Below are 22,771 nucleotides of genomic sequence, written 5' to 3'. Positions count from 1 at the left end.
TTGGTCGGTTCCGTCCAGGGCGGCGCAAACGCGCCCTCGCTGTCGGGTCAGTCTACAGAACAGCTACGCCGGAACCGGGACGGACTCCGGTATCCGGGCGTTCTTGCGGATGGTGGCGCTGATGACGGCGGCGATGGTGCACATGGCGGCGGCGGCAAACCAGGCGTAGGTGTACTGCCCGGTGGCGTCACGGACCGCTCCGGCCGCAAGGGCGGCGGCGGCCGCGCCGAGCTGGTGGGCCGCGAACACCCAGCCGAACACGACGCTCCCGTCGGCTCCGAACACCTGGCGGCAGATCGCGGCGGTCGGCGGCACCGTGGCCACCCAGTCCAGGCCGTAGATGACCACGAACACGATCATGCTGGGCTGGACGGTGGCGCTGAGCAGCAGCGGCAGGACCAGCAGCCCGATCCCGCGGAACTGGTAGTACACAGCGAGCAGGATCCGGGGGTTGAAGCGGTCCGTGAGCCAGCCGGAGGCGATGGTGCCGATGATGTCGAAGAGCCCGACGACGGCGAGCAGGCCGGCCGCGGTGGTTTCGGGCATGCCGTGGTCATGGGCCGAGGGGATGAAGTGGGTGCCGATCAGCCCGTTGGTGGTCGCGCCGCAGATCGCGAAACCGGCCACGAGGGCCCAGAATGTACGTACCTTGCTGGCCCGTTTGAGGACCTGCAAGGCACGGACCGCGGCGTTCCGGCGGGGCGCCGCCGTTTCCTGCCCGGGAGTTGCCCGCCCGGTTGCCGGCCCGGTTGATTCCGACTCGGTCGATTCGGACGCGTCCCGCCCGGTAGTTGCGTCGGCGGACGGCGGCGTCGCCCCGTAGGGCAGCACGCCCACCTCGGCTGGCGAGTTCTTCAGGAACTTCAGCACGAGGGGCACCACGGCCAGCGCGCCGGCACCGATGAGGAGCGAGGCCTGCCGCCAGCCCGGGTCCTGGGCCAGTGCGGCGATGAAGGGCAGGAACACGAGTTGTCCGGCGGCACTGCCGGCGGTGAGGATGCCGATGACCAGGCCGCGGCTCTTGGCGAACCAGGTGTTGGCGATGGTGGCGGCGAAGACCAGGGCCATGGACCCGGTGCCGAGCCCGATCAGCAGCCCCCAGGTCAGCAGGATCTGCCAGGACTGGGTCACGAAGACCGTCAGGGCGCTGCCGGCGCCGATCAGCAGCAGGGCCACGGCCGTGACGGCGCGGATGCCGAAGCGTTCCATGAGGGCTGCCGCGAACGGCGCCGTGAGCCCGAAGAGCACGAGGTTGATGCTGACCGCGGCAGAGAGCACGGTGGTGGACCAGCCAAACTCGTTCTGCAACGGCACCATCAGCACGCCCGGCGCTGCCCGGAACCCCGCGGCGCCGACGAGTGCGAGGAAAGCCACGGCGGCGACGGTCCACGCCGGGTGGATGCGGCGGCGGACCGGGACGGGGGTAATGGTTTCAGGGGCGCTCATGCGGCGGTTCCGTTCTGGGCAGGGGTTCCGTCCTGGACAGGGGTTCCGTCCTGGACAGGGGTTCCGTCCTGGACAGGGGTTCCGTTCTGGACTGGGGTCCCGGTGCCGGCCGAGGCCAGGGGCACGGGGTCCGCGGTGCGGGAGAGGCTGTGCCAGCTGGTGTTGGCGGCCGTCAGCGGTTCCCCGCAGGCCGTACACGTGTCCGCCGAAGTGGTCCTCTCCCCGCAGCCGCTGTGGATGACGAACATGTGCGCCTGCCCGGAAGGCGCCGGGAGGTGCTTTTCGGACCAGATCACGACGGCGTTGAGCACCGGGAGGGCGTCTTCGCCTTTGGCGGTGAGGACGTATTCCTGGCGGGTGCGGCCGCCGTCGCCGTACGGCCGCCGGGTGAGGAGGCCGGCCTCCACGAGCCCGGCGAGCCGCTTGGTGAGGACGGAATCGGCCGCCCCCAGCCGGGCCTTAATGGCCTCGAAGCGGCCGTTGCCGAAGAACACCTCGCGCAGGACCAGCATGCTCCAGGGATCGCCGAGGATGTCGAGCCCGCGGGCCATGCTGCAGGTCCGCTGGGACCAGTCGGATCGGAGTGCCATGCGGACACCCTAGCTGACTCTCTTAGAGAAAGCTAGGGTGTCCGTCCCGCGCAGGGGCATGACGCGTGCGCCGGGGTTCAGCTTTGGCGGTGCAGCTAGCTTTCCAGGGAGGAGAGCGCGGCGTCGAGGTCCGCGATCAGGTCCTCGACGTCCTCGATGCCGCACGAGAGCCTGATCAGGTTGACCGGAACCGCCAGTTCGGTGCCCTTGACCGAGGCGTGCGTCATTTCCGAGGGGTAGTTCATGAGCGATTCGATCCCGCCCAGCGACTCGGCCAGGGTGAACACGGAGGTCGATTCGGCCACCTTGCGTGCCGCGGCCTCGCCGCCCTTGAACTGCACGGAGATCATGCCACCGAACTTCTTCATCTGTTTCCGGGCCAGCTCGTGGCCCGGGTGGGAGGGCAGGCCCGGGTACAGCACGGCCTCCACTTCGGGGCGCTCCAGCAGCCATTCAGCCACGGCCTGGGCGTTGTCGCTGTGCCGGTCCATGCGCACGCCGAGGGTTTTCAGACCGCGGGTGGTGAGGAAGGCGTCCATCGGCCCGGACACGGCGCCGACGGCGAACTGCACGAAGCCGATCTTCTCCGCCAGTTCCGGGTCGTTGACCACGATCGCGCCGCCGACGACGTCCGAGTGGCCGCCGATGTACTTGGTGGTGGAGTGCACCACGATGTCGGCGCCGAGGGCGAGCGGGGTCTGCAGGTACGGCGAGGCGAAGGTGTTGTCGACCACGAGGAGCGCGCCGGCGTCGTGTGCGACCTTGGCGAGCGCCTCGATGTCGGTGATCTTCATCATCGGGTTCGACGGCGTCTCCACCCACACCAGGCGGGTCTTGCCGCCGCCGTCGGCGGTGCCGCCTGCTGCGACGGCCGCTGCCACGGCGTCGAGGTCGGACATGTCCACCGGGGTGTTGCCGATGCCCCAGTCCCCCAGGACCCGGCTGATGAGCCGGTAGGTTCCGCCGTAGGCGTCGTTGCCGAGCACAATGTGGTCACCGGGGCGGGTGAGGGCGCGGATCATCGAGTCCTCGGCGGCTAGGCCCGAGCTAAAGGAGAACGCGGCGCTCCCGCCTTCCAGCGCGGCCAGCTGCTCCTGCAGCGAGTCACGGGTGGGGTTGGTGCCCCGGCCGTATTCGTAGCCGTCCCGCAGCCCGCCGATGCCGTCCTGGGCATAGGTCGACGAGAAGTGTACGGGGGGCACCACCGCCCCGGTGCGGGGCTCAAACGCCTGGCCGGCGTGGATGGCGCGGGTGTTGAAACCCGGGTTTTTCGAGGAAGAGCTTTCAGGCAGGGACATGGGACTCCTTGAACTGGTCAGTTGCTGAGGTACGCGAGGAGGTCGTGGCGGGTCAGGATCCCCACCGGAGCGCCGACAAACGTCACCATGAGGGTGTCAGCGTCGGAGAGGAGTTCGCGGGCGGTCGAGATCGATTCCAGCGAGCCGATCACAGGAAGCCGGGCTCCCATGTGTTCGGAGATTTTGTCCGAGAGTTTGGCCTCGCCGCGGAAGAGCTTGGCCGTAAGCGTGCGCTCGTCCACGGCGCCAAGCACCTCGCCCATGACCACGGGCGGTTCCTGGGACAGGACGGGGATGTGCGAGACGCCGTACTCGTTCATGATGTTGATGACATCGCGGACGGACTCGTTCGGGTGGATGTGGACGAGGTCCGGGAGTTCACCGGTCTTGGCCTTGAGGATCTCGCCCACCGAGGCCTCGTCCCCGCTGGCCATGAAGCCGTAGGAGCGCATCCACTGGTCGTTGAAGATCTTCGCCAGGTAGCCGCGGCCGGAGTCCGGCAGGATGACCACGACGACGGCTTCCGCCGGGAGGTCCTTGGCGACGTCCATGGCGGCCACGACGGCCATGCCCGAGGACCCGCCCACCAGCAGGCCCTCCTCGCGCGCCAGCCGGCGCGTCATCGCGAAGGAATCGGCGTCGCTGACGGCAATGACGTCGTCCGGGACGGACTTGTCATAGTTGGCCGGCCACATGTCCTCCCCGACGCCTTCGACGAAGTACGGGCGGCCCGTGCCGCCGGAGTACACCGAGCCGGCGGGATCGGCGCCAATGATCTTCACGACGCCGCCCTCGGCCACGGGCCGCGCGGCGGAAACTTCCTTGAGGTACCGGCCGGTGCCGGTGATCGTGCCACCGGTCCCGGCGCCGATCACGCAGTGCGTGATCAGGCCGTCGGTGTCGTGCCAGATTTCCGGGCCGGTGGACTCATAGTGGCTCGCCGGGGCGGCCGGGTTGGAGAACTGGTCCGGCTTGTAGGCTCCCGGGATCTCGGTGACAAGCCGGTCGGAGACGCCGTAGTAACTTTGCGGGCTGTCCGGCGGGACAGCGGTGGGCGTGACCACCACTTCGGCTCCGTAGGCCTGGAGCACGGCCCGCTTGTCCTCGCCGACCTTGTCCGGCACGACGAAGATGCAGCGGTAGCCCTTCTGCTGCGCCACGAGCGCCAGGCCGACGCCGGTGTTGCCCGAGGTGGGCTCCACGATCGTGCCGCCGGGCAGGAGCTTGCCCGTTCGTTCGGCCTCCTCGATCATCTTCGCCGCGATGCGGTCCTTGATCGAACCGCCGGGGTTCAGGTATTCGAGCTTCACCAGGACGGTGGCTGCGATGCCGTCGGTCACGTGGTTGAGTTTGACGAGCGGCGTATGGCCAATGAGGTCCAGAACGGACTGGGCGTACTTCATAGGTACAAAGTTACCGTCTCCGGCGCTGCAGGCACGTCGGCGCGGCCACGGCTGCGGCAGGTGGGAGGATATGGCGGTGACGAGGACCGCACGGCTGAAGAAGCTCAGGAGCTACGCGCTGCCCGCGGGCATGCTGCTGGCCGGATGCGCGGCGCTGGCGTCCGGGCTGCTGCCGGTTGCCGACTTCCAGGCGCTGGCGGCACGGACCGTGCCGGTGCTGACGTTCGTCGTGGCGATGTCCCTGGTCACCGAGCTGGTGGATGAGGCCGGGCTCTTCCGGGTGGTTACCGAGCGGCTGGCCGCCCTGGGCCGCGGCCGGGTCCTCTTGCTGTGGTTCCTCGTCATCGCCCTCGCAACGGTTTCCACGGTGTTCTTGTCGCTGGATACGACGGCGGTGCTGGTCACTCCCGTCGTCGTGCTGCTGGCCATTCACGCCCGCATTCCGCCGCTGCCGTTCGCGCTGACCACGGTGTGGCTAGCGAACACGGCCTCGCTGCTGCTGCCGGTCTCCAACCTGACCAACCTGCTGGCGCAGGACCGGCTCAAGCTCAGCCCCGCCGCGTTCGCTTCGCTGGTGTGGGCCCCGGCCCTGGTGGGGATCCTCGCGCCCTTGGTGCTGCTGTGGCTGGCCTTCCGGAAGGATCTGCGCGGCGAGTACGGGCCGCAGCCGGTCCATAAAGTGCGGGACCGGGTGCTGCTGTACGCGGCATCCGGTGTCATAGTGGTCCTGCTTCCGGCGCTTGTCTCCGGGGTTCCGGTGCAGATCCCGGCGCTCGCGGCGGCCGCTGCCCTGCTCCTGCTTTTCCTCTGGCGGCGGCGCTCCGTCCTTCGCTGGTCCATGATTCCCTGGCGCCCGCTCATGCTCACGTCCGGACTGTTCATGGTGGTGGATGCCCTGCACGCCAACGGGCTCACCCGGTTCCTGTCCGGAATCGCCGGCGCGGGCGAGAGCCTGCCGGCGCTCCTGCAGCTCGCCGGCTTGGGCGCGGGGGCGGCCAACGCGGTCAACAACCTGCCCGCCTATTTGGCCCTGGAACCAGTGGGCGGCTCCCCGGCCCGGCTGGCTGCCCTGCTGATCGGCGTGAACCTGGGCCCGCTGGTGACCCCGTGGGCTTCCTTGGCCACCCTGCTGTGGCACGAGCGGCTCCGTTCCCTCAACGTGGAGATCCGCTGGGGAGGCTTCGCCGTGGCCGGCGTGGTCGCCGCCGTCCTCACGGTCCCGTTGGCGGTCGTGGCACTGTGGCTCACCACGGGGATGCACTGAGGTGGATGACTGAGGGGCCAGCGTGCCCGTCAGGGGCGTCAGGCGCCGATGTCATCCGCCGCCGGGCCGGTGCCTCCGCCGCGCGGGGCACTCTGCCAAAGCCCGACCACATTGCCTTCGGTGTCCCGGAAGTAGGCGGCCCAGCCCATGGTGCCGACTTCTTGACGTGGCGTGACGGTGCTGCCGCCCAGGGCATTGATCTTTTCCAACACCGCGTCAATGTCATCGACGTCCACCGTGACCATCGGGGACCTGAGGTCTCCTTCGCGACGGAACATGCCGCCGTTGATGGAGCCCGGAACGGAGGGCATGCCCGTTGCATCCGTCGGCGTCGTTTTGATCATGGCGTAGCTCATCTCCGGCACGGAGCTTACCTCCCAGCCGAACGCCGAACTGTAGAACTCCCGTGCGCGGCTCTCGTCGTCTGCGGGGATTTCGAAATGTACCACTCCACCAGCCATCACACTCTCCTAAGAACAAGGATTGGGGCCAAGAGGCGGGCGTGGGCGCTCCACGCCACAGCCGGATTTTAGCCCCGGCAGCGCCGGAGGTTAAGGGCCCTACGGCCCAGGCGCCGTTGCTGCGGATGCGGCCGCTGTCAGGGCGGCATGGGAACATGTTCGAATGACCGTTGCAGACGTCCCCGCGGGCCTCGCCGCCGCGGCGGACGCCTCATTGCGGTGGCGCCCGGGCGGCCCGTTCGACTTGATGCAAACCATCGGCACGCTCCTGCGCGGCCACGGCGACCCTTCCATCCGCACCGCCCCGGACGGGGTCTGGCTCGCGTTCACGACGCCGCGCGGTCCGGCCACGCTGCGCCTGGCAACCGCCGGGCCGCGGGCGGACCCGGCAGTGGACGCGCAGGCCTGGGGCCCCGGAGCGGTGGACGCCGTCGATTCCGTACCGCGCATGCTCGGGAGCGAGGACGACTGGTCCGGCTTCGACGAGCCCGCGTTCCACGCCACGCTCCCGCGCATGGTGGTTGAAGCCCGACGCCGGAACCTCGCGATCCGGCTGCCTGCAACCGGCCGGATGATCGACTCACTGGTGCCGACCATCCTGGAGCAGAAGGTCACCGTCATCGAGGCCCGCCGCGGGTACCGCTATCTGATGTACCGCTTCGGGACGGCGGCGCCGGGTGCCGGCACCGTTGCCCCCGCCAACCTGCTGGTCCAGCCGACGGCGGCGCAGTGGCTGCAGATTCCTTCGTGGGAATGGCACAAGGCCGGCGTGGGGCCGCAGCGTTCGGCAACCATCATGCGGGCGCTGCGTTCCGCCGTCGCGCTTGAACGGCTCGCCGCCCTTCCCGCCACGGAGGCCGGGGCCAAACTGCAGACCCTCCCCGGAATCGGGGTGTGGACGGCGGCGGAGGTGGTGCAGCGCACGCACGGCTGTCCGGATTCGATCGCGGTGGGCGATTACCACCTTGCGGCCTACGTGGGCGCCGCCCTGACCGGCCGCCGCACGGACGACGCCGGCATGCTCAGGCTGCTGGCCCCCTGGGCGGGGCACAGGCAGCGGGTGGTCCGGATGCTCGGGCTGAGCGGCTTCCGGAAACCGACCTTCGGCCCGCGCATGACCATCCAGGACCACCGCGGCCACTGACCTACCCGACCCACAACCGGGCCCGGCCGCACTCCGGGGGGACTTTGGCCCGGACACGCCGCCAACCAGGGCGCCGGAGTCGAACATTGCGCCCAAAGTGCCCCCGGACGGAACCGCCCCGGCTACGAAGCAGCACTCCCGGCCTCAGCCACCCAAGAGCAACGCGGTGCTGTCAGTCGCCGGCCGGGAGACCCAGCCTGGCCGCGGCCTCCTGGCGCATGTCCACCTTCCGGATCTTGCCGGAGACGGTCATCGGAAAGCTCTCACGGACGTCCACATAGCGCGGAATCTTGTAGTGCGCCAGCTTGCCGCGGCAGAACTCGGCCAGGCTGGCGGCGTCCATTGGCGCGGCGCCGGGCTTCAGAATGACGCAGGCCATCAATTCCTCGCCGTATTTGGCGTCCGGGACGCCGATCACCTGCACGTCCTGGATATCCGGATGGGTGTAGAGGAATTCCTCGATTTCGCGCGGATAGACGTTCTCGCCGCCGCGGATCACCATGTCCTTGATCCGGCCCTCGATCACGATGTACCCGCCGTCGTCCATCCGGGCGAGGTCCCCGGTATGCATCCAGCCGTCGGCGTCGATCGCCTCGGCCGTCTTGTCCGGCTGGTTCCAGTACCCCCGCATCACGGCGTAGCCGCGCGTGCAGAGTTCGCCGATTCCGCCGCGCTCCAACACTTCTCCCGTCACCGGGTCCACAATCCGGCTCTCCAGGTTCGGCATGGTCCGCCCCACGGTCTCGGTCCGCTGGGCCATGGTGTCCACGCTCCGGGTCATCGTGGACACCGGCGAGGTCTCCGTCATGCCGTAGCAAATGGCGACGTCGGTCATGTTCATTTCGGTGATGACCCGGTTCATCACCTCGATCGGGCACAGCGATCCGGCCATCACGCCCGTGCGCAGGGTCGAGAGGTCGTAGGAGGCGAACTCCGGCAGGGCGAGCTCGGCGATGAACATGGTCGGCACCCCGTACAGCGAGGTTCCGCCGAAGTCCTGCACGGCTTCCAGTGCCGCGGCGGGCGTGAACGCCCGGCCGGGGATGATGGTGGCGGCGCCGTGGCTGAGGGCAGCCAGGTTTCCGATCACCATGCCGAAGCAGTGATAGAAGGGCACCGGGATCACCACCCGGTCGTGTTCCGTGTAGCCCAGCTGCTCACCGATCGAGTAGCCGTTGTTGAGGATATTGTGGTGCGTCAGCGTGGCGCCCTTCGGGAAACCCGTGGTGCCCGAGGTGTACTGCAGGTTGATGGGATCGTGCGGATCCAGTTCCGCCATGCGCGCCTTCAGGGCGGAGTGCCCGACGTCGTCAGCCCGTTTGAGCAGCTCGGCGTACGTGCGCTCCGCCTCGTTTTCCGGCTCGCCCGCAGCCAGCCCGCCCAGGCCGGCATCCGGGAGGAAAACCAGCTCGCGCAGGTCCGGGCACTCCGCCAACGCCTGCCGCGCCATTCCGGTGTAGTCGCTGTTCCGATCCGACGGCGCGGTGACCAGCATCCGCATGCCGTTCTGCTTGACGACGAACTCGAGCTCGTGGCTGCGGTAGGCGGGGTTGACGTTGACCAGAATCGCCCCGATTTTCGCGGTGGCGTACTGCAGGATGGTCCATTCGGCGCAGTTGGGGCTCCAGATGCCGACCCGCTCGCCCTTCGCGACGCCCAGGGCGAGGAGCGCACGCGCCAGGCGGTCGACGTCGTCGTTCAACTTGGAATAGCTCCACCGCCGGGCCTCTTCGCCGGGCACCGCGGCCGCCTCGATCAGGGCGTCCTGATAGGGGAACCGCGCCGCAATCCGTTCGAAGTTCGCGCCAATGGTTTCCTCGAGCAGCGGGACGTCAGTGTCCCCGGCTGTGTAAGCAAGCATGGTGTGACGCTACCAACTGACCGCAGGCAAAAGAAGAGCAAAGCTTGGAAGTCCTATGAAATCTTGGGTCATCTTCCGGCGTCGGCGCGGCGGCCCGGTAGGGTAATTGCCATGAGTGCACCCGTTGATCTTCAGGCCATTTTCATCCCCAACGACGGCGAATTCTTCCGCGTGAAGCTCGCCTTGGACATTGCGATTGACGAGGTGGTCCACGAGCCCGGCTGTATCCGCTACGAGCTCACCGAGGCCAGCGAGGACAAGCTCGTGCTGACCGAACGGTGGGCCAGCCAGGCGGACCTGGACAAGCACTCCAAGGGCACGGCCGTCCAGGACCTGAATGAATCCCTCAGCGCACTGCTGGCCGAGCCGGTCAAGCTGGTAACGCTGTAGTCATCCCGCCGGCAACCCCCGGCCGGTAGACGCGCAAAAACGCGGGGTCACGCCCGCCCAATCCCCGAGGGAATTATGGGCGCGGAGTGACCCTGCGTTGCTTTAAGCCGTGTAACTGGGCCGTGGAACTAAGCCGTGGGCGTTCAGGCTTCCGGGATCTGGGTCCCGTCCTGGTTGGCCGCCGCGGCGGCGGCCTCTGCCTGCGAGCGGGCCACGTGGGCATGGACTTCTTCCATGTCCAGGGCCTTGACGGCGTCGACCACCTGCTCCAGCTGCTGCGCGTTCAGGGCGCCGGGCTGCGAGAACACCAGGACCTTTTCGCGGAAGGCCATCAGCGTGGGGATCGACGTGATGCCGGCCTCGGCAGCGAGCTGCTGCTCGGCTTCGGTGTCGACCTTGGAGAAGACGACGTCCGGGTGCTTCTCGGAGATCGCTGAGTACGTGGGGCCAAACTGCTTGCACGGGCCGCACCATTCGGCCCAGAAATCGACGAGGACAATGTCGTTCTCCTCGACTGTCGATGCGAACTGTTCACCTGTGATGTCTACGGTAGCCATGAGTCAACGGTACGGGAGCACCCGTGGATTGTCCCCGGCATTTCGCTGTTGGCACATCCGGGCAGGCGGGTCCGGATGTCACGCCCAGGCGTGCGGCGCCGGACGCCTGGCGCCGGGCAGGGCATTGGTTTCGCGCCATTCGTGGATCCACTCGGGCAGCTCCAGGTCCGCCGGCGGGGCGCCGAACTCGCGGATAATTTCCTCTTGGCTGACAGGCTTGCCCTTGCTGACCAGCCGGGTGGCGATGTAGGCGCGGGCGTAAACTTCGCCGTCCACCACCATCCGCTGCTCGAAGTAGATGGCCTTCGAGTCGAGCCCGATGATCCTGGATTCGATGGTGTACTGCTGCCAGAGCTGCAGCGAACGGCGGAAGGCGATGGTCTCCCCCGCCGCCACCGGGGACCAGCCCCGGCGGCGCATCTTTTTCCAGGTTCCGCTGCGGGCCATGAGGTCGAAGCGCCCGAGGTCCATGAGCGAGAAGTACATGCCGTTGTTGACGTGCATGGCGATGTCGATGTCCGTGGGCAGGACCCGCAGCGGCAGCGAGGAGTTGTCCCAGATGCTCAGGGGTGAGCGGCGCGAGGACGTGAACAGCAGCAGGAGGGTCCGGAACAGGAGGTGCATGATTCAATGTTACCCGCGAGTAACAAGTGTGCCAAGGGGCGGGCGGCGAAGGGCTATCTGCGCGCGGACACAACCGAGACGGTGGCTTTGGGGCCGGCGCCGCGAATCATCCAGCAGTTCCCGGCGCCGATCACCTCCAGCTCCTGCAGGTCCGCATGGTGCAGGACCAGGGCAATGTTCTCATCCACGGCAGCCGCGCGGTCCGCGAGGCCTTTCGCCATCGCGGCGACGTCCCGGCCGAGCGTCCCGGCCTGGAGCGATTGACCGGCCCGGACTGCGAGGAACATAATCGGAATCGGTACTAGCTTCACGACACGACTGCGCCGACCATGAGGCCGACGGCAGAGCATTCAACGGAAAGCGGTCGGCACTATGAGTACTGCCCATCACCCTGTTGCTTCGACTGGCTGGACCGGTTGGGTCCGTTTCGCCGGAGTCATTCTGATCATCAACGGCGTTTTCAGCGGCCTTCAAGGTCTCGTCGCGCTCACCGGGCCCGACACCTACTATTTGTCGACCCCGGGCACGCTGTTCCTCTTCGATGCGAAGGGGTGGGGCTGGTGGAATGTGGCTCTCGGGGCGCTCTTGATCCTCACCGCCGTCGCGCTCTTCTCCGGTGCAACGTGGGCTCGAGTCGTTGCTGTGATCGTCGCGGGCGTCAGCGCGGTGGTTCAACTGATGCTCATTCCGGCGCAGCCGTGGTGGTCCTTGATCGTCATCGCCATCGACGTGCTGATCATCTACGCGGTCATCGCCCACGGCGAGGAGCTTAAGGCTGAAAAGGCGTCTCCGCAAACCACCCCGTAGGGCACCGACGCGGTCAGTCCGAAGCAATCAGCTCTACTTCGTAGCCGTCGGAATTCACGAGGTAGGCGGCGAAGTGGCCGGGACCGCCGGCGTGCGGGTATTTCTCCGGAAATAACTCGGCCCAGCCGTGGCTGAGGCTCTCGCCCGCCATGGCGTCCACATGCTCCCGCGTCCCCGCACTGAAGGCGAGGTGGTTCAGGCCCGGCGCGGTCCGCTGGTGCGCGGTTCCGCTCAGGGCCGGGGACTGCTCGACGACGATATACGTTGGCCCGCGACGCCAGCTGCACCCGTGGGCCCAGTCTTGGTAGGGCTCATAGCCCAACCGGCCCAGCAGCCAGCCCCACTGGTCCTTGGCCCGCTGCAGGTCCGGCACCCAGAGTTCAACGTGGTGCAGGGCACCAAAGTCCGCCGGTGCAAACGGAACAGGTGCATCCGGAACGGCCGCCATCAGAACAGGATCCGCTGGAACAGGACGTGGTCCTGCCAGGAACCGGCAATCCGAAGGTACCGGGGGGCCAAACCGATCTCCTCAAAGCCGGCCCGCTTCAGGATCCGCTGCGACGCGGAGTTGTGCGGGAGCGTGGCGGCCTGCAGCCGATGCAGGCCCAGCTCGTTCCACGCGGTTTGGATGGCGAACTCCACTGCGGCTGAGCCAATCCCCTGCCCGGTCATGTCCTTGTCCACCCAGTAGCCGAGGTGGGCGCTGAGGAACGGCCCCCGGACCATCCCGCTGAGGTTGAGCACGCCGACGATGCGGGAACCTTCCAGGAGAACCCACGGTACTTCCGATCCCGCGATGAACAACCCGAGCTTGGATTCAATGCTGGCGGCCTGTCCGTCGACCGTGAAGAATTCCTCGGACCGCACCGGCTCCCAGGGCGCCAGGTGCTCCCGGTTCCGTAGGTAGGCATCGGCCATGGGGCCGGCGTCGGACCTGCGCAACACCCGCACCCGCACAGTCTCCGTCAGGGCGATGCTGTTCTCGGTCATCCGGAGACTCTAACGGTCATCCCGAACGGCTTCAAACAGGTTCTCAGGCGCTGGCGTCATCGTCGTCCTCGTTCGGGTCGACGCCGCGAACGGTCACACTCTGCACGCCGGGCACATCCAGGAGGTAGGGGACGAGTTCCCGCAGCGGAAGATGACCATGGAAGCGGATGTCCATGAGGACGAGCGGCTTTTGTTCATCGCCCGCCTTATTGATGCTCAGGATTGAGGAGCTGAACCCCATGTTGGTGGCGATCTCCAACACTTTCCGCAGAACGCCTTGGTTATCGGCATAGCCCAGGTGCAGGACCCGGTGGGCGTCCGGGGTCGGAATCTTCCTGATTACGGGAGAGACGACGTACAACGTGATGAGGTGGAAAGCGGTCAGTGAAACAGCCAGGGACAGCATGCCGGCCCCGCACGCCATGCCGACGGCGGCAGAAACCCAAATGCTGGCAGCCGTCGTCAGGCCGCGGACGGCGTTCCGGCCCTTGAAAATCACCCCGGCGCCGAGGAAGCCGATGCCACTGACGATTTGGGCCGCAATACGGGACGGGTCCATGGTGGCCCCGGGCGCCAGGGCGTAGACGAAGCCGTAGGCCGAGATAAGGGTGAAGGTGCAAGAGCCCAGGCCGACCAGAACGTGGGTGCGGTAGCCCGCGACCTTCTGCCGGACCTGCCGTTCGGTGCCAATCAGGGAGCAGAGGACAAATGTCGCCAGTAGCAGCCCGACTTCCACCAGCGTGGTTGGGGTGTATAGCCCATATGCGTCCTGCATCCCGCCCTCCGGCCCGGCCCGAGAGTGGCGCCCGGTCAACTCTGCGGTGCGCCAAGGACTCTCGAAGTTGATACTACCGCCACCCCCTGTTGGGGAGTAGTGGAACGGTTGCGCGGTGGTGGCGGGTCTGTTCCGCTCAGGCACGGCTCTGTCGCTTCGCGACCCGGCGACGTAGCCTAGCGAGCATGGAAGACCCCTACGATCTCGAACGGTTCGTGATCGCCCAAGACGCCGGCGGAACCTACTGGCACGCCCTGGCGGAGTTGAGGTCGGGCATGAAGCGGAGCCACTGGATGTGGTTCGTTTTCCCCCAGCTCGCAGGCCTGGGCCGCAGCGAAACCGCCCGCAAATATGCCATCTCCTCCCTGGACGAGGCCCGCGCCTACATCCGGCACGACGTCCTTGGCCCCCGCCTCCGAGAGGTGGCCGCCGCAGTGGCCTTCCTGGAGGGCCGGTCCGCGGTGCAGATTTTTGGCAGCATCGATGCGCGGAAGCTGCACTCATCCATGACGCTGTTCGGGCTTGCAGCCCCCGGCGAGTCAGCGTTCCGCGATGTCCTGGACCGCTACTTCGACGGCCGGGAGGACGCCGCCACGGGACAGCTGCTGGAAGGACAGCTGCCGGAGGAACAGCCCGGCGATCCGGACAAGTCAGGCGGTCCGGAACAGGCCGACGGCTAGGGCGTGCCTCCCATATCGGGTATGACCTGGGTATAGGGTCTGGCGGTATGGCGCTGCGACTTGTTCAGGTGAATTTCAAGGCTCGGAATGACTCAGCGCTCGGCCGGTTTTGGGCGGAGGCGCTCGGCTGGGGTGTTTCCAGCGAGGGACCCCGCGTGACCAATGTTGAACCCGTGGGCTTCGTCTGGCCGGACCCCGTCGCGGTCTGCGTCGATGTCGTCACCGTCCCGGACCCCGAGACCGTGAGGTACCGCGCGCACCTCGATCTCACCACCACCTCTGCGGCCCATCAGGCGGAGCTAGTGGCATACCTGTTGGAGCTCGGTGCGACGCCCGCCGACGTGGGCCAGGGTGACGTGCCGTGGACAGTTCTGGCCGACCCGGAGGGCAACCTGTTCCGCGTGCTGGAGCCTCGATCGATCTACCGGGACACCGGGCCGATCGCCGCGGTGGTGGTCTGCTGTGCGGATCCGCGGGCCATGGCCCGGTTCTGGAGCGAGGCGATGGACTGGACCCTGCGCGAGGTGACCGACGATCATGCGAGGCTGCGTTCGGCCAAGGGTGTCGGGCCGTATCTGGAGTTCCTTCGCACGCCCGCCGTGAAGGCCGTGTGTGGCCGTGTTCATCTCGACCTGAAGCCGTACCCCGGTGATGATCAGGCAGCAGAGGTGGCCCGGCTGCGGGCTCTGGGCGCCACTGACGCCGACGTCGGCCAGGGCGATGTGCCATGGGTGTGCCTCGCCGACTCAGAGGGCAACGAGTTCTGCGTCCTCACCCCGGGCTGAGGCAGAGCCCCGACTCCTAAACGCGCGTCCAGGCGGGAGACACTCCCTAGCTGTCCGCCGCGGCCAGGGCCGTGATCATCCGCTCCATGCGGGCGACGCCGGCAAAGCGGCCGGCGTTGTCCGTCACCAGCAGGGGGTCAAACCGGCTGGCCTGAGTCCGCGTCATGGAGCGCGCCAGGGCCTCGCCGATCGGCGTGTCCAGGTTGACCCGCATTCCCGGGCTCACCACGCCCAGCGCCGCCGCGGCGGGGTCGAGCACCGCAACGGGCCGAAAATGATCGCCCATCAGCACCACCGACTGCAGGGCGGGGTTGTCATCAAACGCGGCGGCCGCCGTCGCCGTCGTCGCGGCCGGCGTCGCGGGTTCCACGATGTCCCGGATCATGCTCTGGTGCCTCACCGGTGGTTTCGACGCAAGGCGGTGGGCAACGTCAAGATCGATCTGCTCCCACGCTGGCCCGGGCCGGGCCAGGCAATACCCCTGCACCAGCGGTACGCCGAGGGCGGCCAGGGCGTCCAGTTCCTCCACCCGTTCCACTCCTTCGGCCAGGATCCAGGCATCCACGCGGCTGGCAAAGGTTCCGAGCATGGAGATCAGGGCGCGTTTGGCTTCATCACGGTCCACATCCTGGATGAGTTCACGATCGAGCTTGATCAGCGAGGGCCGCAGGGCCAGGAGGTGGCGGAGTCCCGCATAGCCGGCCCCGGCGTCGTCGACGGCGATCAGCGCGCCGGCGGCGCGCAGCTGGTTGAGGTCAGGCTCAAGCTCCAGGTAGGAGTCGATAGGGGTCTGTTCCGTCAGCTCAACCACCAGTCCGCCAAGGTTTCCCTGCTCGCGCCAGATCTCACGGATCCCCTCCGTCAGCAGCAGCTCCGGTGAGACGTTGAGGGTCAGGAAGCAGTTCGCAGGCAAGGTGGGGCGTGCGGCGAGTGCCGACCGCAAGGCTGCCGCCTCGAGCTCGGCCGACAGGCCATGCGTGCGCGCGGCGGCAAACCACACTTCAGGATTCTTTTCGGCGAAACCCGGAAATCGCGCCAGGGCCTCATAGCCCACCACCGTGCCGCGGGCAGTATCAACAATGGGCTGGTAGGCCGCGGAAAGGCCTTCGCCTCGGCAGGCGGCCGCCAGACGCCCGTTCCAATCCGGACCCGCAGCGGCCCCGGCCTCGGGCGGGAGGCCGCCTGCCTCGTGAATCAACTAACGGAAACGATGGCTTTATGGACCGACTGCACGACGTCGGCCGGAAGCTCCACCAGCCCATGTGCGGACGCAGCGTGAGCGGCCACATTGACCAGAATTTCATCTTCCGTACTGCACACCCAACGGGCTTCACAACCGGGAACCACATCACCACAGGCAAACGACTTCACGAAAGCTCCTTCTTCTTCAACAGTGGATCGGACAACCCTACGATGGCCCCTCACCGAAAACTGAGATTTTGCTCGCAGAACAATGGAGTGTTGCCGGCAGTCCCTGGCCGGCTACGTTCGCGGGCTGCTATCGGCCCGTGCTACCGGCGCGTGCTACCGGCCAGGCGCCCCTGCTTCGGCGGCGACGGCAGCCGCCTCGATGCGGGCCCGGTGATCAGCCCACCCCTCGGTCGTGCGCACCGAAAGGTTCGGATCCCCCGGGCGCTGGCCGGCCCTGCCGTCGATGAGCTCGCGCAGGATGTCCGCGTGTCCAAGGTGGTGGGCCGTTTCCACGCACATGTGCACGAGGATCTGGTGCAGGGTCACGTGCTTGCGCTCGTCCGGCCACCAGGGCACCACGCCGGGCGCGTCCAGGGCGAGTTCATCGATGGTGGCGTCGCTGTGCACGGCAGAGAGCCGGTGCAGCTCCGCGATCTGCTCCCGCGTCTCGCCGGGGGCAGCCCACATGTCGGCGTCAGGCTCCGCATCGTCGGCAAACCATGGCAGTTCCAGGTCGCTGGGCCGGCCGAAAACCTCGCCGAAGTATCCGAGTTCGACGCTGGCCACATGCTTGACCAGGCCCAGCAGGTTGGTGCCCGTGGCCGTGAGGGGCCGGCGCGCGTCGTACTCGCTGAGCCCGTCAAGCTTTGCCAGCAGGCTGACCCGCCGGGTGCGCAGGTATGTGTGCAAGATCGCTTTGTCGTCCATGACCGGCACTATACCGAACCCGCGGAGCCCCGCCGACGGCACATGAGGTTTCATCAAACGTATGGAATAATTAGCGCCAACGGGCCTCGGGGGGAGGCCCCGAAAGACAGGACACCTAACGTGAGTCACGGTTCCGGCGCAAAGCGCGTCCCGCCGGCCGCCGCCGTTCTTCTGGCCGCGGTTCTCGCCGGCCTGCTGACAGCCTGCGATTCCGGTGCGGACGCCCCAGGCGAAACCCCGGCGCGGCGGCCGGCGGCCGCTGCCCCTGCACCGTCCTCGGCGCCAGCGGGCCTGCTGGGGACGACCGAAATGAACGGGTTCTTCCAGCCGATGCACTACACAGCTGTCGACGGCGACACCTGGGAGGGCATCGCCGCCCACTTCCGGATGACTCCCGAGATCCTCAGGAGTTTCAACGAATCGGTGTCCATTGCCGCGGGAGAGGTCATCGACCTCAGAGGCGTGGACGTGCCGCAGCTGGGGGCCGGCGGAAGCGTGACCGGCCAGGACGGCCAGGGGCAGCTTCTGTACAGGGCGAGCGCAGGAGACACCCCCGCCGGCATCGCGAGCCGCTATGGCGTGCCGCTCCATGCACTGCGGATAGCCAATCTGAATCTGCTGACCGGCGGCGAATGGATTCCGCCTGCCGGCGCAACGGTAGCCATCCCAAATCCGCCGCTCGACTGAGCCGCGGACTAACGTGGGTGGGCCCGAGGGGCCGCTGGTCGTCGTCAACTGATCCTGATCGTCGAGGCGACGCTGGGCACCCCGTTGCCGTCCATTGCGAAGAGCAGGTAACTGCCCGGCACCAGGACGCCTCGATCCGCCGGCAACGTCAGAGACGCCGTGTTTCCCGCCACCGCTGTGGGCGTCAACGGGATTCGCCGCTGGTCGGTGTTCACGGTGTGGGTCACTGTGGACATCCGCATCAGGGAGAACTTGGTGACCGGCGCTCCGGTGGTCACTGCGATCGTGCTGCCGGCCGCTGCGGTGGTCGGTGCGGCCACAATAGTCGGCCGGGTGCGCGCACTGCCGTCGGCGTTCAGCAGGTACGGCGGCGTGAAGATCTCTCCATCAAGATGGTTGGTCGTGCAGTTGCCGCACAGCCCGCCACCGCCGACGAAGACCCGTCCATCAGGGAGCAGTAAGGCGACGCTGTGATAATTTCGGGGGACGGCCATGGGAGCCAGCATGGTCCACTGTCCGGTCGCCGGGTTCCAGATTTCTGGAGCCATCCTGGCGCCGTTGTCGCTGAAGGGAACGGGCGTGGCCTGACCGCCGACCGCCAACACTTGGCCATCGGGAAGCGCGACCCCATTGGCGAACGACCGGGTGACGCCCATGTCGGCGGTCCGGGCCACAGTGACCCCGTTATTGATGTCGATCGTGTACGCCCGCGCGGTGGCATTGGTATTCTCGTATGCTGTCGCTCCGCCCATGGTTAGTATCTTTCCAACGTCGTACATCACGGCGTCACCGTTCATCGCGTCTGGACTATCGGCGCGCAGACCGGCCGAGGTGATGCTGCCATCTCCGGTGGTGGAGATCCAGTTCATCTGGCGGCTCGGCCCGGCATGGAACACACGGCCACCGGGGGCGGCAAACAACCAGGCATGATTGTCGGAACGGTAGACGCCACCGGGATCATTGGTCAGGATGTTGTCAACCGGGACATTCGGCAGCTTTCGCCAGCCGCCGGCGCTGGACCACACCTCGCCGTGCTTGTTTCCGGTACCGCCCGCCCACGATCCACCGATGCTGAAAACTTCGCCCGTGGACGTGGTCACGTTGGATTGATATGCGCGCGCGATCTTCATGTCTGGCCCCGGGATCCAGGTGTTCGTCTCAGGGTTGAAGAGTGAGGTTTTCGAGCTGTTACTGCCGCCGCTAACCATGATCTGTCCATCCGGCAGTAGCGAGGTCCCGGGACAGAACATGTCGTGACCGGTGTTGGAAACCTGGGTCTGGCTCACCGCGCCAGTGGTGAGGTTCAGGATGGACGTCTGCGTGACGCCGCTACTGCCACCATAATTGGTGGGAGAGTAGGCGGACCAGGTCAGCAGCCGGTTGCCAGGCAATAGCGCCGCCGCGACCGGGACGATCGGAAAGTTGATGGTTGGTCCCCAAGACCCTTCCGCCCCACCCGCGGGTGGGCCGAGCAGATTGATCTCCGCGGCACTGCTCCAGGGCCCGCGGTTGCCTGCTTCGGTAGTTGCAGTCAGCCGGACATACCGGGCGCTAACCGCCGTGAAGGACACCGTCTTCTCCGCGCTCGTGTCCGGCCAGGTTCCGCTGGTGACTTCACTCCAGGTGGTTCCGTTGGGGCTGACTGCGATGGAGTAGGCGCCGACCCGCCCGTTCGAACTGCTGGAACGTGGGAGATATCGGAACCCCGAGACCTGGTTCGTAGTGCGCATGTCTATGGTGAGGCTGTGCGGCAGTGGTGCCGCCGGCGCCGGAGACCACCTGCTGTGCCAGATTGTGGCGATACTCCCATCGAGAACGTTGGCGGCGCGGCCGTTCTCGCCGTTAACCTCTTCATCGCTGGCGCTAGCCACCCAGCCGCTGCGTGGCAGCACACGGGTTGTAGGCGGTGGAGGCGTGGTTTGCTCGGCGAGCAGGTTGATCTCGGCCGCACTGCTCCACGGACCACGGTTGCCAGCTTCGGTGATGGCCCGCAACCGGACATACCGCGCCGACACAGCCGCGAACGTCACACTTTTCTCCGCACTGCTGTCCGCCCAGGTCCCGCTAGCCACCGGGGTACCCCAGGTCGTGCCGTCAGTGCTTATGAGGATCTCGAAGCTGCCGATCCGCCCATTCGAGCCGCTGGAACGCGGGAGATAGCGGAATCCCGAAATGCTTTGAGTCGCCTTGGTGTCGATCGTGATGGTGTGCGGTAACGGGACGGCAGGCGCGGTCCATTTGCTGTGCCAGAGCGTAGCTGCGTTCCCGTCGAGCACATTGCTTGCGCGGCCGTTCTCGCCGGAGGTCTCCTCATCGCTGGCCGAAGCAGTCCACCCGATCCGTGGCATCGGCGCCACGGCCATCGCCATTGCGCCGGCCGGCAGCATCGTGATGTGTCCGTGGTGCGATCCGGCCGTGTCGGAGGAGTGGTGCCGAGTCACCGTCACGTATCCCGTGATCAGCACTAATCCGACCAAAAGTGGGGACGTGTGGCGAATCACTCGCCATTTCGGCTTAGACATGAAACACCTAACGTCGGCAATGACGCAATCAGTTGCGAAATAAGCTGGTTGCCCTAGGAGCTTCGAGTCTAAGAATCGGAGCGGGTGGCCGCACGAGTAGGCGATACGCGGATCCGGTGGCAAGCCGGCTAGGTATTTGGAGCTCTACTCGATACGTCGCTTGCTCAGTGCCGGGACCACCCGCTTACGTCTGCGATGTTGAGCCAGGCCTGGCTGTCGCGGGCGGAAACAGAAAAGTCTCCGGAACCTGACGGTTCCGGAGACTTTTCCAAGGGTGGCAGATGAGGGATTCGAACCCCCGTAGGCGTTGCCAGCTGATTTACAGTCAGCCCCCTTTGGCCGCTCGGGTAATCTGCCGAACTTCAAAAGAAGATCACTCGCGGTTTCCAGTCCCGGAACGCCTGTTTCCAGTTCGTTCCGCTTCCAGCACCCGCGGGCAAGACAACTTTACAGAACTTCCGCCGAAGAATCGAATCGGCGCTCTAAAGGGCCAAAAAGGGGCCAAAATGCCCGGAAAATCAGGCTTCTCCGAGAATGCGTCCGGCCAGCCGCGCCTCGAATCGTGCCGCCTGCTCCGGGGTGACCTGGTTCAGCTCGACGGCGCGAGCCAGGTCCGCGTGGACACCGTCCATGCGGGCTGACGCATCGGGGGTCGGGCTCAGAATGATGGAGGCCGCCAGTGCGGCGGCGGCAACGGAGGTCGCCGTCGCGGCCAGTGTGCTGGCAGCGGCGGCGGTGGTGCGGGTGACGTAGCGGACGGCCTTATGGTGCATGTTCTTGCCTTTCAGCAGCGGTTCCAACCCTTGCAACTCTTCCGAGCCCGGCTTCGTTCCCGCCGTGATTGAGCTATGAGCCGACTGTGAAACGTAGTCCCGCCCGGCCGCCCTCCAGAACGGGGGCATCCGTACTAGGCTGGAATGCAGACATCCCGGCCAACATCAGGCCCCCGGCTAACCATCAGGAGGACAGTCATGGCAGGCGAATCCACGTTCGACGTCGTCAGCAAGGTAGACAAGCAGGAAGTCGCCAACGCGCTGAACCAGGCGCAGAAGGAAATTGCCCAGCGCTACGACTTCAAGGGCGTCGGCGCCGAGGTTGATTTCAGCGGCGAGAAGATCCTGATGAAGGCCAACTCGGAAGAGCGGGTGCTGGCGGTGCTCGACGTGCTGCAGTCCAAGCTCATCCGCCGCGGCATCTCGCTGAAGTCCCTCGACACCGGCGAACCCTACGCCTCCGGCAAGGAATTCCGGCTCGAGGCCTCCATCAAGGAGGGCATCGCCCAAGACCTCGCCAAGAAGATCAACAAGCTGATCCGGGACGAGGCCCCCAAGTCCGTCAAGTCGCAGATCCAGGGCGACGAACTCCGGGTGACATCGAAGTCCCGCGATGACCTCCAGGAGACCATGAACCTGCTCAAGGGCTTCGACGAGGCCGACCTGCAGTTCGTGAACTTCCGCAGCTAGCGTCAGTTGAGAGGCCGGCCGGCCATCCGCTCCAGACGGCCGATCCGCTCGGCCATCGGCGGGTGGGTGGAGAACATCTTGGCCACGCCTCCGCCCCTGAACGGGTTGGCGATCATCATGTGGGAGGCGTTGACCAGCCGCTGGTCCGGCGGCAGCGGCGCCAGCTGCACGCCCTGCTCGATCTTGCGCAGGGCGGAGGCGAGCGCCAGCGGATCTCCGGTCAGCGCGGATCCGTCCTCGTCGGCGTCGTACTCCCGCGTCCGAGAGATGGCCATCTGGATCAGGGAGGCCGCGAACGGGGCCAGCAGCGCCATGGCGATCGCAGCGAACGGGTTCGCGTTGCGGCGGTCCCCGCCGCCGAACAGCAGCATCATTTGCGCCACCGAGGTAATGACGCCGGCGACGGCGGCGGCCACCGACGCCGTCAGGATGTCTCGGTTGTAGACGTGCATCAGTTCATGGCCGAGGACGCCGCGCAGTTCGCGGGCGTCCAGCATCCTCATGATGCCCTCCGTGCAGCAGACGGCCGCGTTCTGCGGGTTCCGGCCGGTGGCGAAGGCGTTCGGCGCCATGGTGGGCGAGACGTAGATGCGCGGCATCGGCTGGTTGGCCCGGCCGGACAGCTCCCGGACGATCTGGTACAGCTGGGGCGCCTCGGCCTCCGTGACGGGGTACGCCTGCATGGCTCGGATGGCCAGCTTGTCGCTGTTCCAGTACCCGTAGGCCGTAGTGGCCAAGCCGATCAGGGCCATGATCCAGATCGGCGCAGCACTGCGCGTCCCGGCGGCGATGAACGCCCCCAGGCCCAGCAGGACCGCCCACAGCACTCCGAACAGGGCCGCGGTCTTCAGTCCGTTGTGATGCTTGTGCACTGGTCCTCCTGATGCCTTTTAGTTCATGGCCTCT

Annotated in this window: 26 protein-coding genes and 1 tRNA gene; 8 read left to right on the top strand and 19 right to left on the bottom strand. The window is 66.8% G+C overall.

The genetic code is table 11. The features are described 5' to 3' along the window. Nucleotides 1-63: 63 nt before the first annotated feature. The 4 genes from BLS42_RS01065 to BLS42_RS01050 form a co-directional block, all read right to left on the bottom strand. Nucleotides 64-1,446, bottom strand: a complete 1,383-nt coding sequence (locus BLS42_RS01065) for an MFS transporter (RefSeq protein ID WP_090575110.1) — start codon at nt 1,444-1,446, stop codon at nt 64-66. Further along, complete coding sequence (locus BLS42_RS01060) at nt 1,443-2,036, bottom strand: winged helix-turn-helix transcriptional regulator (RefSeq protein WP_256336160.1); 594 nt, start codon at nt 2,034-2,036, stop codon at nt 1,443-1,445. The genes BLS42_RS01065 and BLS42_RS01060 overlap by 4 nt, the downstream gene beginning before the upstream one ends. A gap of 95 nt (nt 2,037-2,131) precedes the next feature. Then, nucleotides 2,132-3,334 carry a cystathionine gamma-synthase gene (locus tag BLS42_RS01055; RefSeq protein WP_090575107.1) on the bottom strand — a complete coding sequence of 401 codons (1,203 nt, stop codon included), beginning with the start codon at nt 3,332-3,334 and terminating at the stop codon, nt 2,132-2,134. Nucleotides 3,335-3,351: 17 nt separating this feature from the next. Next, a complete protein-coding gene (locus tag BLS42_RS01050; RefSeq protein WP_090575104.1) occupies nt 3,352-4,737 on the bottom strand; it encodes a cystathionine beta-synthase in 1,386 nt (461 codons plus the stop codon). A 70-nt stretch (nt 4,738-4,807) separates the two neighbouring features. On the opposite strand from BLS42_RS01050, the gene BLS42_RS01045 reads away from it, so the two are divergent. After that, entirely contained in the window at nt 4,808-6,001 is a 1,194-nt protein-coding gene (locus BLS42_RS01045; RefSeq protein WP_090575101.1) for an ArsB/NhaD family transporter, read from the top strand. Nucleotides 6,002-6,039: 38 nt separating this feature from the next. Here BLS42_RS01045 and BLS42_RS01040 read toward each other — a convergent pair whose 3' ends face one another. Next, nucleotides 6,040-6,462 (bottom strand): VOC family protein, encoded by a 423-nt coding sequence (locus tag BLS42_RS01040; RefSeq protein WP_090575098.1) that lies wholly within the window; start codon nt 6,460-6,462, stop codon nt 6,040-6,042. 163 nt (nt 6,463-6,625) lie between these two features. Here BLS42_RS01040 and BLS42_RS01035 point away from each other — a divergent pair, with 163 nt between their 5' ends. Continuing rightward, complete coding sequence (locus BLS42_RS01035; RefSeq protein ID WP_090575095.1) at nt 6,626-7,606, top strand: DNA-3-methyladenine glycosylase family protein; 981 nt, start codon at nt 6,626-6,628, stop codon at nt 7,604-7,606. 172 nt (nt 7,607-7,778) lie between these two features. Here BLS42_RS01035 and BLS42_RS01030 read toward each other — a convergent pair whose 3' ends face one another. Beyond that, nucleotides 7,779-9,467, bottom strand: coding sequence for an AMP-binding protein (locus BLS42_RS01030; RefSeq protein WP_090575092.1), 1,689 nt, complete (start codon nt 9,465-9,467; stop codon nt 7,779-7,781). Nucleotides 9,468-9,578: 111 nt separating this feature from the next. On the opposite strand from BLS42_RS01030, the gene BLS42_RS01025 reads away from it, so the two are divergent. Continuing rightward, nucleotides 9,579-9,857, top strand: coding sequence for a putative quinol monooxygenase (locus BLS42_RS01025; protein ID WP_090575089.1), 279 nt, complete (start codon nt 9,579-9,581; stop codon nt 9,855-9,857). A gap of 143 nt (nt 9,858-10,000) precedes the next feature. On the opposite strand, the gene trxA is transcribed toward BLS42_RS01025, so the two are convergent. From trxA to BLS42_RS01010, 3 genes are all read right to left on the bottom strand, one after another. After that, nucleotides 10,001-10,414 carry a thioredoxin gene (gene trxA, locus BLS42_RS01020; RefSeq protein ID WP_090575086.1) on the bottom strand — a complete coding sequence of 138 codons (414 nt, stop codon included), beginning with the start codon at nt 10,412-10,414 and terminating at the stop codon, nt 10,001-10,003. A 78-nt stretch (nt 10,415-10,492) separates the two neighbouring features. Beyond that, nucleotides 10,493-11,038, bottom strand: a complete 546-nt coding sequence (locus BLS42_RS01015) for an acyl-CoA thioesterase (RefSeq protein WP_090575083.1) — start codon at nt 11,036-11,038, stop codon at nt 10,493-10,495. Nucleotides 11,039-11,091: 53 nt separating this feature from the next. Beyond that, entirely contained in the window at nt 11,092-11,325 is a 234-nt protein-coding gene (locus BLS42_RS01010; protein ID WP_176803089.1) for a hypothetical protein, read from the bottom strand. A gap of 85 nt (nt 11,326-11,410) precedes the next feature. On the opposite strand from BLS42_RS01010, the gene BLS42_RS01005 reads away from it, so the two are divergent. Then, nucleotides 11,411-11,845 carry a DUF7144 family membrane protein gene (locus BLS42_RS01005; protein WP_176803087.1) on the top strand — a complete coding sequence of 145 codons (435 nt, stop codon included), beginning with the start codon at nt 11,411-11,413 and terminating at the stop codon, nt 11,843-11,845. A 13-nt stretch (nt 11,846-11,858) separates the two neighbouring features. Here the strand turns inward: BLS42_RS01005 and BLS42_RS01000 are convergent, their stop codons facing one another. Genes BLS42_RS01000 through BLS42_RS00990 form a run of 3 tightly spaced genes read right to left on the bottom strand, consistent with a single transcriptional unit; the run spans nt 11,859 to nt 13,610 of the window. Further along, nucleotides 11,859-12,293 (bottom strand): VOC family protein, encoded by a 435-nt coding sequence (locus BLS42_RS01000; protein WP_090575080.1) that lies wholly within the window; start codon nt 12,291-12,293, stop codon nt 11,859-11,861. Then, the gene (locus tag BLS42_RS00995; protein ID WP_090575077.1) at nt 12,293-12,835 is read right to left on the bottom strand and encodes a GNAT family N-acetyltransferase; all 543 of its coding nucleotides are present in this window, start codon (nt 12,833-12,835) and stop codon (nt 12,293-12,295) included. The genes BLS42_RS01000 and BLS42_RS00995 overlap by 1 nt, the downstream gene beginning before the upstream one ends. A 43-nt stretch (nt 12,836-12,878) precedes the next feature. After that, a complete protein-coding gene (locus tag BLS42_RS00990; RefSeq protein WP_090575074.1) occupies nt 12,879-13,610 on the bottom strand; it encodes an MgtC/SapB family protein in 732 nt (243 codons plus the stop codon). A gap of 185 nt (nt 13,611-13,795) precedes the next feature. On the opposite strand from BLS42_RS00990, the gene BLS42_RS00985 reads away from it, so the two are divergent. Further along, nucleotides 13,796-14,290 carry a DUF1810 domain-containing protein gene (locus BLS42_RS00985; protein WP_090575071.1) on the top strand — a complete coding sequence of 165 codons (495 nt, stop codon included), beginning with the start codon at nt 13,796-13,798 and terminating at the stop codon, nt 14,288-14,290. Between the two features lie 47 nt (nt 14,291-14,337). Then, nucleotides 14,338-15,075: a VOC family protein gene (locus tag BLS42_RS00980; protein ID WP_090575067.1), complete on the top strand. Its 738-nt coding sequence runs from the start codon at nt 14,338-14,340 to the stop codon at nt 15,073-15,075. A gap of 46 nt (nt 15,076-15,121) precedes the next feature. Here the strand turns inward: BLS42_RS00980 and BLS42_RS00975 are convergent, their stop codons facing one another. The 3 genes from BLS42_RS00975 to BLS42_RS00965 form a co-directional block, all read right to left on the bottom strand. After that, nucleotides 15,122-16,273, bottom strand: coding sequence for an EAL domain-containing protein (locus BLS42_RS00975; protein ID WP_090575064.1), 1,152 nt, complete (start codon nt 16,271-16,273; stop codon nt 15,122-15,124). Further along, on the bottom strand, nt 16,270-16,446 hold the full coding sequence (locus BLS42_RS00970) for a DUF1059 domain-containing protein (protein WP_090575061.1): 177 nt from the start codon (nt 16,444-16,446) through the stop codon (nt 16,270-16,272). Before BLS42_RS00970 ends, BLS42_RS00975 begins: the two co-directional genes overlap by 4 nt. A 153-nt stretch (nt 16,447-16,599) precedes the next feature. Beyond that, nucleotides 16,600-17,193, bottom strand: a complete 594-nt coding sequence (locus BLS42_RS00965; RefSeq protein ID WP_090576026.1) for a DinB family protein — start codon at nt 17,191-17,193, stop codon at nt 16,600-16,602. Nucleotides 17,194-17,313: 120 nt separating this feature from the next. On the opposite strand from BLS42_RS00965, the gene BLS42_RS00960 reads away from it, so the two are divergent. Beyond that, nucleotides 17,314-17,880, top strand: coding sequence for a LysM peptidoglycan-binding domain-containing protein (locus BLS42_RS00960; RefSeq protein ID WP_090575058.1), 567 nt, complete (start codon nt 17,314-17,316; stop codon nt 17,878-17,880). Between the two features lie 44 nt (nt 17,881-17,924). On the opposite strand, the gene BLS42_RS00955 is transcribed toward BLS42_RS00960, so the two are convergent. The 3 genes from BLS42_RS00955 to BLS42_RS00945 form a co-directional block, all read right to left on the bottom strand. Further along, on the bottom strand, nt 17,925-20,267 hold the full coding sequence (locus BLS42_RS00955) for a galactose oxidase family protein (protein WP_090576023.1): 2,343 nt from the start codon (nt 20,265-20,267) through the stop codon (nt 17,925-17,927). A gap of 410 nt (nt 20,268-20,677) precedes the next feature. Further along, a tRNA-Tyr gene (locus tag BLS42_RS00950) sits at nt 20,678-20,759 on the bottom strand. 161 nt (nt 20,760-20,920) lie between these two features. Then, the gene (locus BLS42_RS00945) at nt 20,921-21,175 is read right to left on the bottom strand and encodes a hypothetical protein (RefSeq protein ID WP_090576020.1); all 255 of its coding nucleotides are present in this window, start codon (nt 21,173-21,175) and stop codon (nt 20,921-20,923) included. Between the two features lie 198 nt (nt 21,176-21,373). On the opposite strand from BLS42_RS00945, the gene BLS42_RS00940 reads away from it, so the two are divergent. After that, on the top strand, nt 21,374-21,865 hold the full coding sequence (locus BLS42_RS00940) for a YajQ family cyclic di-GMP-binding protein (protein WP_018773569.1): 492 nt from the start codon (nt 21,374-21,376) through the stop codon (nt 21,863-21,865). A gap of 2 nt (nt 21,866-21,867) precedes the next feature. Here the strand turns inward: BLS42_RS00940 and htpX are convergent, their stop codons facing one another. After that, nucleotides 21,868-22,737 carry a zinc metalloprotease HtpX gene (htpX, locus tag BLS42_RS00935; RefSeq protein ID WP_090575055.1) on the bottom strand — a complete coding sequence of 290 codons (870 nt, stop codon included), beginning with the start codon at nt 22,735-22,737 and terminating at the stop codon, nt 21,868-21,870. Nucleotides 22,738-22,771 lie beyond the last annotated feature (34 nt).

It is taken from the genome of Arthrobacter sp. ov407, assembly GCF_900102895.1.
GTDB lineage: Bacteria > Actinomycetota > Actinomycetes > Actinomycetales > Micrococcaceae > Arthrobacter.
This window is presented reverse-complemented; position numbering and strand designations above follow the sequence as displayed.